The organism is Methylacidimicrobium cyclopophantes (genome assembly GCF_902143385.2).
GTDB classification, from domain to species: Bacteria; Verrucomicrobiota; Verrucomicrobiia; order Methylacidiphilales; family Methylacidiphilaceae; genus Methylacidimicrobium; species Methylacidimicrobium cyclopophantes.
Map to the genome: position 1 here is coordinate 1 of NZ_CABFUZ020000108.1, position 13,264 is coordinate 13,264.

Here is a 13,264-nt window from a genome sequence, read left to right on the forward strand (position 1 = left end):
CGCAAAATCGAAGAAACTCCATACTGCAGAACTGCTCCTCCCTCACAATCCGACACTCCTGGAAGTTCCCGTCCTCCGGCACAAACCAATGGCTTTCCCTTCCGCTCCCACCGCTTTCCGAATCTCCGCATGCAATCGAGTCAAATGGGCCGGGATCCGAGTCTTGCCCTGCTTGCCCATCCGGTAGGATTCCCAAAATAGATAAGGCCGATCGATCTTTCCTCTCTACTCTGCGTGCGCTTTCGGCAGCAAAATCAGAACTTGTTCAGAATGTTTCTAAGGAACCAAAAACCATTGACCATTCTTTGGCCCGAAAGTTTTGTGCTTCCTTTGCGTTAAATCGACGCGGTCTTTCGATCCGGAAGCTTGCTTTCTTCTCGCTCCCACTGCGGCAGGTAATCGCGAGCCGCCCCGGCAACGCTGTACTCGTACGGTCCACGAAAAACCTTCACTGGGTGGAGGAAGTTTCCATGACCGGGAGGAGTGGGCGTTGCCCACTCAAGCGTGGTCGCCTGCCACGGATTATCCGACGCCACTCTCCTTCCTCGCCATATGCTCCAAAAGAAATTGACAATAAATGGGATTTGCCCCACCGCCAAGATCCATGCCGAAATCGACATAACATGGTTAAGCCAGAGAACGTGCTGGGCCATTTGCCAACCGGCTCCTCCATCATACCAACGTCGATGAACTCCAGCAAAACCCTGGATCAACATTGGAAAGAAGATTCCATTAAAAAAGAGGATCGTCATCCAGAAATGGACCTTGCCCCAAAACTCATTCATCATGCGGCCCGTTGCCTTTGGGAACCAATAGTAGAGTCCGGCAAAAAGTCCCATGATCCCAGCAGGAGCCATCATGTAGTGAAAATGGCCGATCACATAATAGGTATCGTGCAACACCAGGTCCGCCGTGGCCCAGCCCATGGGTATTCCCGTCAGACCTCCCATTCCAAACATCGGCAACCAACCCAAAGCAAAGAGCATCGGTGTCGAAAAGCGAATCGATCCACCCCAAAGGGACCAAAGGAGAATCGTTCCAATCAGAATCGACGGGACGGAAATCGCCGTGGTAAAAAACTGGAAGAAGATCGTCACACCCTGTCCCATGCCGGTCATGTACATGTGATGGGCCCAGACCAGCATGCCCAACACCCCAATTGCCAGCATGGAGTAGACAAGCCATTTGTAGTTCCACAAAGGCTTCCGAGTGTTGTTTGCAATCACTTCTCCTACAATCCCCATCGTTGGCAGGATCAAGATATAGACTTCGGGATGACCGAGAAACCAGAAGAGATGCTGCCAAAGTAGTGCCGATCCGCCGCCGCTCACCGGCCAATGGCGGCCCCCGACTATCAAGCCATCGGGAGAGAAGAAGCTCGTGCCAAAAAGCCGATCCATGAGCTGCAGGATCGCCGCCGATTCGAGCGGAGGGAAGGAAAGGAGCAAGAGGAAGCCGGTGACTAATTCGGACCAGACAAAGACGGGCAGGCGCATCCACTCCAAGCCCGCTGTCCGAAGCTGGAAGATCGTGGCGATGAGGTTGATCGACCCAAGCAGGGAGCCGGTGATGTTGAAGACCATCCCGATCAGCCAAAGGGTCTACCCATTAAGGATCGGCTCGAATCCCATTCCCGTGTCTACAATGTCGGCCAAGGGGACATATGAGGTCCAACCGGACTTCGCCGACCCTCCGGGAACCAGAAAGCTTCCGAGCATGATCAGGATACCCACGAGGAACGTCCAATAGCTTGCCATGTTCAGGCGGGGAAAGGCCATATCCGGAGCGCCCAGTTGTAGAGGAACGACGAAGTTGCCGAAGCCGGAAAAGAGAGCCGGGACCATCGCCATGAAGATCATCATCGTTCCATGCATCGCTCCGAATGAGTTGTAGAGGTTCGGAGTCATCACTCCCCCCGGGGCCATATTGGCTCCGAAAATCCCACTCAAGAGGGGACCGATGATTGGTACGGGCTTCCCGGGGAAGGAGAGCTGCCAGCGCATGACGATCATGAGACCGAAACCAAAAAGAGCGACTAGGAGCGAGGTGATCATGTATTGGATGCCGATCACTTTGTGATCGGTCGAAAACACCCATCGCCTCCACCAAGGAAGTTCTACCGGATGCCCAGGATGATCCGATGGAGCCGAAGCGATCGCCCCCTTGGCTTCACACGGCTCTGCTCTTTTTTCCTGCTGCTCTTTCATTGTGGCGTACCCCCTGCTCCCTGGGGAATTTTCGGGACCGAACCGCAATCCAAAGCCCCAGTCCACACAATAGAGTCGTCTCTGTCCGGACCGACAACGACTTTCTATTCAATTTGTCATAAAACAAGATTCGTGCCAATCTCATTCACGACCCTCCCCGGATCGCCTTCGGAGAGAGGCATGGGGAGCGACCTTGCCTCGCGGTTTATCGGGCCAACGATGGGCTTGGCCTTCCCTCCATGGAGCAGCGGCATGACTCATGGATGGGGAATGCCAGGACTTTCCTCTCCTGGCTCCATGGCTACCAAGACCGGCGGCTGGGAGAAAAGCGGGAGAAGATGAGCTTTTTTTTACAGGATCCGATTCCGCTCGCGAGGAAACTTCGTCAAGAGACAAACGATCTGGGTAACCTCGGTTCGACTCCTAACGCGGCAGCCACGCAGCCCGAATCGCTGGCGGAAGAGGCCGGCGGAGGATCCTTTCCCGCTTGGGCCTTCGGTGGCATACTTGGAAAGCATACTCACGCGAAGGCGACGCTCGAAAGCGGATTTGCCGCAAGGAAGCCGTTCGCGTCTTGATGGAGCCGACATGATGAACAACGGCACGAAAGCGATTGCCGCTTTGACGACCCTGGCCGGATGGGGAGTGCTCGTCGTGGCGACCGCATCCGCTTTTTCGTTCGGCGCAGCCCTGTGGCTCACCCTCCGTCATGCCTCTTTGTCGGACGCGATGGGGATCTTACCCTGGCGGGATGCGGCATTGGCTCTGCTCTCCAGCACCGCTTGGTTCGGCTTGCGCAGGTTTCGCTCCCGGCTCGAGGCGCGCATCTCGGCCGAGGAGCCGGGACCACTCGACCAAGAGGCGCTGGCGGAGCGTGTTAGAAGCGGCCGCGTCTACCAATGGTTCCTTGCGCTCTTCACCGTAGCGGTCGTCCTGACGGCATTGGCCCTCCACAGCGTCCTCGGTTCGAGCCGGGAACGATTCAACGAGATTCTGCTCTGGCTCATTGCCCTCCAGGTCATCGTCACCCTCAGCGCCTTCGCCTTTTTCTCCTACGGCGTCGATATCCGGCGACTCTTCCAGCGCGACACGGGCCGAAGCGGAAAGGAACGGTGACCGGCCAAGCATCGCGGGCACTGTTGAAAATGGGAGCGCTCTCCCCCCTGCGGGCGCGCCCATAACGATCTTCGGGCGGGGAAGGCGAGCGGAGGAAGGGCCCCGTCACAGACGCAATGGAGGCGGGTGCCGTTTCTCGGGCCCGCTTCGGCGGGTCGGGAAAGGACGAAGAAGATCGAGTTTGTAAAGCATGCGGCTCCCCCTGCACTGCTTCTCCGAGGAGAGAGGGGAACGCGACGGGTGCAGGCGCTCCGCTCGAGGCTCGATCCGATCTTTCGCTTCCGCTTGACCGGCCACCGGCGCGTTTTTCCCTCCGGAAGCTTCCGCCAGCCTTCGGAGAGAGAGTCCCAAGCCGACAAAAATAGATTCGTTCTTCGTCAAGGAGTCCTGCTTACTTTCCCCATTCGGAAGATCGATGACCGTGCGTAAGGAACCGATGCCTCTGCTGACGATCGCCGCCCTCGGCGTTGTCTTCGGAGACATCGGCACCAGTCCTCTCTACACCCTCAGCGCTTGCCTCTCGGCCCTTTCGCTCAGCCCCGGCACGGAAAACCTTCTGGGGATTCTTTCCCTCATTTTCTGGTCGCTCATCCTCGTCGTGAGCGTCAAATACGCGTGGGTCGTGATGCGGGCGGCCAACCATGGCGAAGGGGGAATCATGGCCTTGACCGCTCTGGCGTCCCGCGTGAGCGGGCCATCCGAAGGCATGCGCCGAGGGATCCTGGCGATCGGCCTCCTGGGCGCGGCTCTTTTCTATGGTGATGGAGTGATCACTCCGGCGATTTCGGTCCTCTCGGCCACCGGAGGTCTCGAAGTCGCCTCTCCCCTCTGGAAACCTTGGGTCATCCCCCTCGCTTTGGGCATCCTCATCGGTCTCTTTTTCGTCCAACGCCGAGGAACGGCGGCCATCGCCCACCTCTTCGGACCCGCCATGTTGGTCTGGTTTCTGCTCCTCTTTGGGTCGGGTCTCCGCTGGGTCGCGGCCGATCCGAAGATCCTGCTCGCCCTAAACCCCTGGTTTGCGCTCCGCTTCCTGGCCCTGCATGGCTTAGGCGGCTTTGCGGTCCTCGGGGCGGTCGTGCTCGCCGTGACCGGTGCGGAGGCGCTCTATGCCGATATGGGCCACTTCGGCCCTCGGCCCATTCGGGCGGCCTGGACCTTCGTCGTCCTGCCAGCCTTGACCGTCAACTATCTCGGCCAAGGCGCCCTCCTCGATCTGGATCCGAAGGCCATCGAAAATCCTTTCTTCAAGCTCTTTCCCGGATGGGCGACGCTTCCGATGGTCGTCCTATCCGGGATCGCGACCGTCATCGCTTCGCAATCGGTGATTTCCGGAGCCTATTCCGCTACGCAGCAAGCCTCGCTTCTCGGATATCTGCCCCGCCTGACCATCATCCATACTTCGGAAGGGGAGCGGGGGCAGATCTATCTGCCGACCCTCAACTGGCTCCTACTGATCGCGGTGGTCCTCGTCGTCCTGACCTTCCGCTCCGCGGCCGCTTTGAGCTTCGCCTACGGAACTGCGGTCACCGGCACCATGATGCTCACAACCATCCTGGTCGTCTTCGTCGCCCGCCGGAGCTGGAAATGGTCTTTGGGGAAATCGGCATTCTTCTTCAGCTTTTTCCTCTTCCTCGATCTCTTCTTCTTTGGCTCCAACTTGCTCAAGTTCCCGGAGGGAGGCTGGTTCCCGCTAGCGGTCGGCTTGGCGGTCTTCACAGGGATGTCTACCTGGCATCGAGAACGCGCTCTTCTCGTGCGCAAGCTCTATCCGGAGACGGTCCGGATCTCCGACTTCGTGCAGACCCTTTCTCCCTCCTTTCCTATCCGGGTGCCCGGAACGGCGGTCTACTTAACCTCGGGGGCGCACGGCATTCCCCATGCGCTCCTGCATAATCTCGCGCACAACAAGATTCTCCACGAGCGAGTCATCGTTCTTACGGTTCTTTTCGAGGAAGAGCCGCGCATACTCCCCGAGGAGCGGGTGGCTCTTCGCGAATATGGCAAAGGGCTCTATCGGCTCACCGCCCGATACGGGTTCATGGAGCGGCCGGAGATCCCGGCTCTACTCGCCTCCGGCCCCCGCTTCGGCCTCCCCGACGCTCCCACGGATATTACTTACTTTCTCTCCCGTCAGAGGGTGATCCCTACCACAAGGGCGGGCATGGACTTCTGGCGCGAACGGCTCTTTGCCCTCATGCTCCGCCTTTCGGCCAGTGCCGGAGACTTTTTTCAACTCCCTCCCAACCAAGTGATGGAGCTCGGGGATGTCATCGAGCTGGCGCCCGAGGATTCCCCTCCCTCGCCCGGGGAAAGGATCCTCACCGCCTAGGTGCTCCGGGAAGGAGCCGTTCGGCGACGGTCGAGGCCGGCCGAAGCGGAAAGCGGATCGATTCCTTCGGTCGCCCCATCGCTCCTCCTGATGGGCCCTCCGACGATTTCCGACTCCGCGAGGAAAGAGGCAGGGCTACTTTTGGATCGCGCAATCGCTCCCCGATTGCTTAGCCTAAAGCCGTTGGGCCTCCGAATCTCCCCGAGGCTTTCCCTTAGGTAAAGAGCTGCATGACCCTGATCTATGACCGGCTCCAGTTCGCCTTCACGGTAGGCTTTCACTATCTCTTTCCCCAGTTGACGATGGGGCTCGCCCTCTTCCTGGCCCTCTTTCAGACTTCGGCCATCGTTCGGAAGGATCCTCTGGCCGATCGGGCGCTCCGATTCTGGAGCAAGATCTTCGCAATCCCCTTCGTCTTCGGGGTGGTGACCGGCATCGTCCTCGAGTTCGAATTCGGAACCAACTGGTCGAGCTTCTCCCGCTTCTCCGGGGAGACCGTCGGCCAACTCCTAGCGCTCGAAGGCACCTTCGCCTTCTTCCTCGAATCCTCCTTCCTCGGCATCCTCTTGTTCGGAAGGAAACGGGTAGGCAAGGGGCTCCAACTGCTGGCCGCCTGGATGGTCTTTCTCGGAACCTGGCTCTCGGGCTACTTCATCATCTTGGCCGATGCCTGGATGCAACATCCGGTCGGTTTCTCAGTCGGACCAGACGGGATCGCCCATCTGACCAGCCTCCGCGCCCTCCTCTTCAACCCTTGGGCCTTCCACCAATATGCCCACAACATGGCCGCTTCGGTGGTCACCGCTTCCTTCGTCGTCGCTGCGGTCGGAGCCTTCTATCTCCTAAGCGGCCTCCACCGAGAGGCGGCTTCCTACTTCCTGCGGTGGGGCGTGATCCTAGGACTGCTCAGCACCCTGCTGGTCATCTTTCCGACCGGCGATCGCGAGAGCCAGCAGGTCTTCGCTTGGCAGCCGACGAAAGCGGCCGCGATGGAGGGGCTGTTCAAGACTGAAAGAGGGGCTCCCCTCATCCTGATCGGCCAGCCCAACTTGGAGTCCGAATCGCTGGACAACCCGATCCTCGTGCCCAAGCTCCTGAGCTTTCTCACCTATCACCGCTTCGCCGCCGACGTGAAGGGCCTCGAAAGTTTTCCGCGAAGCGACTGGCCCGACAACATCCCGCTCGTCTACTACGCCTACCACATCATGGTCGGGCTTGGGACGGTCTTCGTCGCCATCATGGTCACCGCGGGCCTCCTCCTTCCCAACCGGAGGCTGGAGAGGACTCGGTGGCTCCTCTGGGCGATCTTGCTCGGGGCCCCGTTTCCCTATATTGCGACCACGGCCGGCTGGGTCACAGCGGAAGCCGGCAGGCAACCCTGGCTCGTCTACTCCCTGCTCCGCACCGCCCACGGCGCTTCCCCCGGGGTCAACGCGGGCAACGCCCTCTTTACCTTTTTGGGTTTTCTCGGCCTCTACCTCTTCCTCGGCCTCCTCTTCGCCCTCCTGCTCGGAAAGCGCATTCTCGAAGGGCCGCCGGAGGAAGAGGCATCTTAGCCGAATTCCTATGGAAACCCTCTGGTTCGTTCTCTTGGTGGGCCTTTTGAGCGGTTATATCATCCTCGACGGGTTCGACTTCGGCACCGGGATCCTCCTCCCCTTTCTGGCCCGGACGGAAGAGGAGAAAAGGAACCTCTACAAAGCGATCGGACCCATCTGGGACGGGAACGAGGTTTGGCTGATCGCAAGCGGCGGCCTCCTCTTTTTTGCTTTTCCCAAGGCCTACGCCTCCGCCTTGAGCGGCTTCTACCTTGCCTTCATGATCTTCGTCTGGATACTGATCCTTCGAGGGATCTCCATCGAAATCCGCTCCCAGCTCGCCCATCCCCTCTGGCGAAATTTCTGGGACGCCATCTTCTTCCTGGCAAGCCTCTTAGCCGCTCTGGTTCTCGGGGCCCTTCTGGGCAACCTCGTGACGGGAGTCCCGATCGACGGGAAGCGAAGCTGGTTCCTGCCCTTGTGGACCTATTTCGTCCCTTCCTCCCGTCACGGCATCTTCGATGCGCTGACGCTCCTCTTCAGCCTCCTCGCCGTGGTCAGCCTCAGCCGGCACGGGGGCACCTTCCTGATCCTAAAGACGCAGGGAGAGCTGCAGGAAAAGCTCAAGCGGGCGACGCGACGCCTCTGGAAAGCGGAAGCGGCCCTCGTCGCGCTTTCGGTCGTCCTCCTCCTTTCGTCACACCACTTCCTCTTCCGGCGCTGCTGGCACCACCCGCTCGGGGCGGCCTTCCTCGCCCTTTCAGCCCTCTCCCTGCTGCTTCTTCTCTTTTCTCTCCGAGAGGGAAGAGAGCTTCTCCCGTTTGTCTGCTCCTCGTTCTTTCTTCTTTCCACCATCGGAGCGACCGCGGTCGGCCTCTACCCTTACCTCTTGCTCTCTTCGCTGGAACGCTCCCAAAGCCTGACGATTTTCAACGCGGCGGCGAGCGCGTCGACGCTTCGCTCGGGATTGCTCTGGTTTGGGATCGGCGTTGCTCTGATCCTTCTCTATACTTTCGTCTCGTATTGGAGCTTTCGGGGAAAGGTCGAGGGCCGAGCAGAGGAGTATTGATCGCCCGCGCTCTCTTTTGGGAAGCTCTCCGATCCGCGGCTAATGCCGACCGAAGAGGGCTTGCCGCGTCTCTTCCAGGTGAAGCCGCATCTCCCGCTCCGCGGCGACATCGTCCCGGCGGCGCAACGCCTCCAAGATCCGCGCGTGGGAGCGGCAATAGTTGCGCCGCTGCTCCTCCCCGAAGCTCTCCCGCTTGAGATCGATCCAAGCATTCTGCTGGCGGATCAGCGACAGAAGCCGGTGGATGGCGAACAAAAGCTCATTCCGGGTCGCAGCGAAGATCCGCTGATGAAACTCCGCATCCCACTGCTCGAAGAGCGCGATCTCTCCGCTTTCGCAGCCCATCCGGTGCGCCTCCGCGATTGCTTCAATCTGCGCGCGGCTCGCATGGGAAGCGGCTAAGGCGGCCGCTTGGGGCTCGACGATCTGCCGCACCGCCAGAAGATCGGCCGGGGAGACATCGCGCAGGACGTGGAAAATCTGCTCGATCGGACTCGGCTCGCGGTTCACAAAGATCCCTCGGCCGACGTGACGGAAGATCTTCCCCTCCCGGACCAATCCCTCGATCGCCTTGCGGAGCGTGTTGCGGGCAACGCCGTAGTGTGCGGCGAGCCGCCGCTCGGTGGGGAGCCGACCCGTCGATGCCCATTCTCCGGACGCAAGACGCTCTCGGAGAGAGCGTTCGATTTCGACGGCAACACGCTTGGGCATGACGATCGTTACAATGAACCAATAGTATACCAATTAAGGATCTTCAACCGTTTTTGGAATATCTTGCTAGACTATTGGTTCATGATATTTTGGACTAAACGTTCATTATGGCCCTTATGGGGTCTTGGCCGGAAAGAGCGAAGCGAGCGGTGATGGTCGAAAAGGGGAAACCATGAATGGGGAACAGACGCAGGAACTCCTCTCGGAAGCCGAGCTGGAAAGGGAAGCGGTCCTCTTCGAATACAGCCAGGCGGCCGATCCGATCGTCGCTGGCACCATGCCCCCGATTCCGATACGACACTTCCTTGCCGAGGTCTACCGGACAGAGGAGACCGGCCTCTTTCCCTTGGATCTTTCCGGGGAGCTCGGCACCGATTACCCGGCAACCAGTCCCAGTCTATTGGCGAGCTTCGCGCGGATTCGCGGGGGCGAGTCGTTGGCGACTTCCCCGCAGGCCACAAGCGAGCTTTATTATGTGATCGAGGGATCGGGATTCACCGACACCGTGCGGGGAGGAATCGCCTGGGCAGAAGGAGACATCTTCGTCCTTCCAGGGGTGCGATCGGTCCACCGTGCGTCGAAGGACACCCGTTTCTACGTCGTCAACGACAGCCCGCTTCTCTCCTATTTGGGGGTGGCGCAGAGGGAGAGCCGCTTTGAACCCATTCTTTTCCGCAAAGAGTCGATTCGGGAAGAACTCGAAAAGGCGAAGGCCGATCCCGAAGCGGCCCGAAGGAACCGGATCAGCGTTCTTTTGGCAAACCGGAAGTTTCGGCAGACGAGGACCGTGACCCACTGCTTGTGGGCGATGTTCGGGGTCATTCTGCCCGGCACGCGCCAGAAGCCCCACCGCCACCAGTCGGTAGCTCTCGACTTCGTCGTCGAGGGGAGGCCGGGCGTCTATACGAACGTCGGCCGGGATCTCGAGCCTGACGGATCGATTCGAGAGGCCTTCCGAGTCGACTGGGTGACCGGCTCCGCCTTCGTGACCCCGCCGGGCTCTTGGCATGAGCATGTGAATGCATCCGATGGCCCCGCCTTCATCTTGCCCATCCAGGATGCGGGGCTCCACACCTACCTCCGGACGCTTGACATCCGGTTTACCTAAAAGGGCAAACAAAAAAGAGGCCGGGGCGCTGCCTCCCGGCAGAGTTTGTCGCTCTTCTCCGCCACGCGGTGAGCCCGGATCTGGCGAGCGGGATCGCTTGCACCCGACAGCGCCACGGCTTCCACTGCGGAGCAGATTTTCTCGACCGATGTGGCAATCCGTTTCGCATCGTGCCGGAACTCCTGCAAGTCGCTGGCATGGAAGATTGAGGGAGCGGCGTAAACGCGGAGGAAACGATGGTTTGCAGCGAAGCGGTCGACCTTGAGGGAATCGATCATCAGCTTCTCTTGTCCATGCTCCTTTTTTGGATAACGATCGAGGTTCGATGGGAACCCTGCCTTTTGCCGTTTCTCCGATCGGTCCGGACCTAGACCGAGGAATCCTCCTTGCCAGGGAGAAAGAGTAAACCCTATCGTCTTTCCTAGATCGGCCCGCACATCCGCAGATGCCATGATTCGACGCATTCGTCTCCGGAATTTCCTGAGCTTTCCGGAACTGAATCTGCCCCTCCGGTCGACGAACGTGCTTGTCGGCCCAAATCGATCTGGAAAGAGCAACCTGCTCGTGGCACTCCGATTCTTGCTGCGGGCTTTGGCAGCCCCCCAGCCGGCGTGGGCCTGGTTCAAGCGGTGCTGGAGCTAGGGGGAATGGCGGAGCTCTGCTGGAAAGGCAGCTCGGATCCTTCGCTCGATATTATTCTGGAGATGGACGGCTTCGGATCCGAATCGAGAGAGAAGCTCCGCTACGAATATGGTCTTTTTCTCGAAGGAAGTTTTTCTTCGCCGGTCGTTCAAGTGAAGCGGGAGTATCTCGTCCGTAAGGAGAAGGGGCAAAAGAAGACAATTTTCGATCTTGAAAGAGGCGTGGCCAAGACGATTTCGATTCGCGGCCTCAGCGGAAAATTTCCTTCGGACCAGTCGCTTCTCGAGGTCATCAACCTTCTCGACTTCGAAGGAACCATGCTCCGACAGTTCATCAGCGGCTGGCGGTTTTATCGTCTTTTGCCGACCCCGTTCATGAAACAGCCGAATGTGGCAGTGGAGGCCCGGTACCTCCAAGAGTTCGGGCAGAATCTATCGGCCTGGCTTTTTACCCTGCAAAGTCGTCCAAGCTCTTACAAGCGATTTCAAAAAGTCGTCGCCGACCTTTTCCCTGATATTCAAGACATCGTCATGCAACCGCCGCAGGGCGTGGGCGGAATACGGATTGCGATTCAAGAGCATCTCCTCTCCCGAGCGCCAATCACCCTGGCGCAGATGTCCGATGGGGAGTTGGCCTGCCTGGCGCTTCTTTCCCTCCTGCTAGCTCCCAAGGAACTCGGGGCTCCCCTCTATTGCGTGGAAGAACCGGAAAACTTTCTCCACCGGAGTCTCCTCGAGACGTTGACCCAGATCTATCGCCAGTACCGCAGCGAACTAGGACCAGATGCCGCGCAACTGATCATCACCACACATTCGCTGCCCCTAGTGGATCAAGTCGACATTGCCGACCTCCTCCTAACCTGCAAGGAGAATGGAGCAACGCGGATTCGACGGCCGGCTCGAAAAAAGGAGCTTTCCGATCTTCTCTCCCGGAAGGAAATCTCCCTGGGCGAGCTGCTCTCTTCAGGCTCCTTGGAGGATTAGGTGCCAGACATCGGACTCCTGGTAGACGGGGAGTACGACAAAGCCGCTCTGGGCGTCTTAGATCGACGATTGAGCGACGGCCCGAGGGTGCGGGTGCGCACCGTATCCCGAGGTTCTCTCCACAAGGCGATCCGAATTCTCCGAGTCGAGCAGCAGAACGTGAACTCCTTTCTTTGGATCACCGACGCGGAGCAGGAAGACCCCAACCGGCGAAGGAGAGAAATGGAAAGACGAGTGGAAGAAGCATCTCTCGGGATCCCGGTCGAATGCGTGGTTGCCGTTCCGATGCTCGAAGCTTGGCTTCTCGCCGACCCGAATGCCCTTCGTTCGGTCGTGGGAATATCCAAAAGGGAAGCCCGGATCGAACAACCGGAGCGACTCCCCGGTCCAAAAGACCGTCTTGAAAGGCTCTTTTCCCAAACGAACCAGAACTACACTCCAGAGGCGGCCAGGAGGATTGCCACAGAGCTCTGTATCGAAGCGGTCAGCGCCCAATGCCCAAGCTTTCGCCAGTTGCAGAAGGCCGTAGGGCAAATCGCCCGCTGAGGACCGCCGATCGTCGTCAGCCGAAGTGGAGAAATAGACCCCGCGCGCCTTCTCCGCGCTTCCCCTCGAGGGCGACAGAGCGAGAAGAAGAAAAACTTGTTTCTTTCGGGCCGTTACGCTAGCGGGGACTCGAGTACGATGAAAAGGGCCGGAGGCGCCGCTCCCCGAAAACCAACGATCGACTGGGAGAAGCGGATTGTCGAAGCGCTCGGGAAGGCGGGCTCGAAGGGCTTAACCCGAAGCCGTCTTGCGCCGGCAGCGAAGCCCGAGGCTGGAGGGACGCTGGAAGCGCTGCTTCGGCAAGGGGCGGTCGTGAGGCTCGGTTCCGCCTCGAAAGCTCGCTACTTTCTTGCCCGGTGTGCTCCGACTGCCCGGCAAGCGGTCGAGGCGATCGATCGGCGAGCCGCTCAATCTCCCGCTCGGCTCTTTCTGGAAAAGGAGCTCGGGAAGTTCTGCTCCAAAGCAGAGGCCTTTTTCCTCCGGGAGGCAGTCCAGGAGCTCGTCCAAAAGGGAATCCTCCTTCGGCTCACCCGAGGAAAAACTTTGTATTACACCCATCGAGAAGCGCTTGGGTCGCGGGATCGGACGGAGATCCGCGACTTCGACCCGGCGAGGGTCTGCGATGCCTATCGGGCGCTGATGGAAGAGGGGAGGATCCTCAATGTAAGGATTCTGGCCCTCGCCTCTCGCGCTCAGGCCCCTCTGGACTCTCTCAAAGCTTGGCTCCTCGAAGAGAGCCGTGCCGGCAGGGCTCACCTCTCCCGCGGGGACTGGTCGCTGGCGAGTGAGGAAGAGAGAGAAGCGGCAATCTCCCTCGATGGCCAACCTCATCTCCTCGTTCGACTCGAGCAGAGGGCATAGCGAAACGGAGATGAACCCCTTTTCAACGCAGATCGTCGACGATCCCTGGCACATTGAGACCCCTGTCGCGGGACTGAACGACGGACCTCTGGACCGACTTCTTTCTCTCTTTTCCGACCTCGAAGCCGGCCATCGGCTCGACCGCGCGCCG

The 13,264-nt window shown here is 59.4% G+C and carries 12 protein-coding genes and 1 pseudogene; 10 read left to right on the top strand and 3 right to left on the bottom strand.

Annotation, left to right across the window (positions count from 1 at the left end; all coding sequences use genetic code 11):
• A partial coding sequence (locus tag FN369_RS11310) for a hypothetical protein (protein ID WP_218580006.1) occupies positions 1–187 on the top strand: 187 nt, incomplete at its 5' end.
• Between the two features lie 148 nt (positions 188–335).
• On the opposite strand, the pseudogene FN369_RS04625 reads toward FN369_RS11310, so the two are convergent.
• Positions 336–2,207 (bottom strand): annotated as a pseudogene (locus tag FN369_RS04625) (cytochrome c oxidase subunit I).
• Positions 2,208–2,795: 588 nt separating this feature from the next.
• On the opposite strand from FN369_RS04625, the gene FN369_RS04630 reads away from it, so the two are divergent.
• The 4 genes from FN369_RS04630 to cydB all read left to right on the top strand — a co-directional run bounded on the left by FN369_RS04630 (position 2,796) and on the right by cydB (position 8,262).
• The gene (locus tag FN369_RS04630) at positions 2,796–3,323 is read left to right on the top strand and encodes a hypothetical protein (protein ID WP_142525031.1); all 528 of its coding nucleotides are present in this window, start codon (positions 2,796–2,798) and stop codon (positions 3,321–3,323) included.
• A gap of 415 nt (positions 3,324–3,738) precedes the next feature.
• Positions 3,739–5,655 carry a potassium transporter Kup gene (locus FN369_RS04635; protein WP_142525032.1) on the top strand — a complete coding sequence of 639 codons (1,917 nt, stop codon included), beginning with the start codon at positions 3,739–3,741 and terminating at the stop codon, positions 5,653–5,655.
• Positions 5,656–5,885: 230 nt separating this feature from the next.
• On the top strand, positions 5,886–7,211 hold the full coding sequence (locus FN369_RS04640; protein WP_142525033.1) for a cytochrome ubiquinol oxidase subunit I: 1,326 nt from the start codon (positions 5,886–5,888) through the stop codon (positions 7,209–7,211).
• 10 nt (positions 7,212–7,221) lie between these two features.
• Positions 7,222–8,262, top strand: coding sequence for a cytochrome d ubiquinol oxidase subunit II (gene cydB / locus FN369_RS04645; RefSeq protein WP_142525034.1), 1,041 nt, complete (start codon positions 7,222–7,224; stop codon positions 8,260–8,262).
• Between the two features lie 39 nt (positions 8,263–8,301).
• Here cydB and FN369_RS04650 read toward each other — a convergent pair whose 3' ends face one another.
• Complete coding sequence (locus FN369_RS04650; RefSeq protein ID WP_142525035.1) at positions 8,302–9,006, bottom strand: FadR/GntR family transcriptional regulator; 705 nt, start codon at positions 9,004–9,006, stop codon at positions 8,302–8,304.
• 139 nt (positions 9,007–9,145) lie between these two features.
• On the opposite strand from FN369_RS04650, the gene FN369_RS04655 reads away from it, so the two are divergent.
• Positions 9,146–10,081 (top strand): cupin domain-containing protein, encoded by a 936-nt coding sequence (locus FN369_RS04655; protein WP_142525036.1) that lies wholly within the window; start codon positions 9,146–9,148, stop codon positions 10,079–10,081.
• Here the strand turns inward: FN369_RS04655 and FN369_RS04660 are convergent.
• Entirely contained in the window at positions 10,078–10,533 is a 456-nt protein-coding gene (locus FN369_RS04660) for a hypothetical protein (RefSeq protein ID WP_142525037.1), read from the bottom strand. The genes FN369_RS04655 and FN369_RS04660 overlap by 4 nt on opposite strands.
• On the opposite strand from FN369_RS04660, the gene FN369_RS11650 reads away from it, so the two are divergent.
• The 4 genes from FN369_RS11650 to FN369_RS04680 all read left to right on the top strand — a co-directional run bounded on the left by FN369_RS11650 (position 10,532) and on the right by FN369_RS04680 (position 13,113).
• The gene (locus tag FN369_RS11650) at positions 10,532–10,723 is read left to right on the top strand and encodes an AAA family ATPase (protein WP_142525038.1); all 192 of its coding nucleotides are present in this window, start codon (positions 10,532–10,534) and stop codon (positions 10,721–10,723) included. The two genes, FN369_RS04660 and FN369_RS11650, sit on opposite strands and share 2 nt — an antisense overlap.
• Positions 10,693–11,706, top strand: a complete 1,014-nt coding sequence (locus FN369_RS04670; protein WP_142525039.1) for an AAA family ATPase — start codon at positions 10,693–10,695, stop codon at positions 11,704–11,706. The genes FN369_RS11650 and FN369_RS04670 overlap by 31 nt, the downstream gene beginning before the upstream one ends.
• Positions 11,707–12,252, top strand: coding sequence for a DUF4276 family protein (locus tag FN369_RS04675; RefSeq protein WP_142525040.1), 546 nt, complete (start codon positions 11,707–11,709; stop codon positions 12,250–12,252).
• A 138-nt stretch (positions 12,253–12,390) separates the two neighbouring features.
• Positions 12,391–13,113: a hypothetical protein gene (locus FN369_RS04680; RefSeq protein WP_142525041.1), complete on the top strand. Its 723-nt coding sequence runs from the start codon at positions 12,391–12,393 to the stop codon at positions 13,111–13,113.
• The last annotated feature ends 151 nt before the right edge of the window (positions 13,114–13,264 follow it).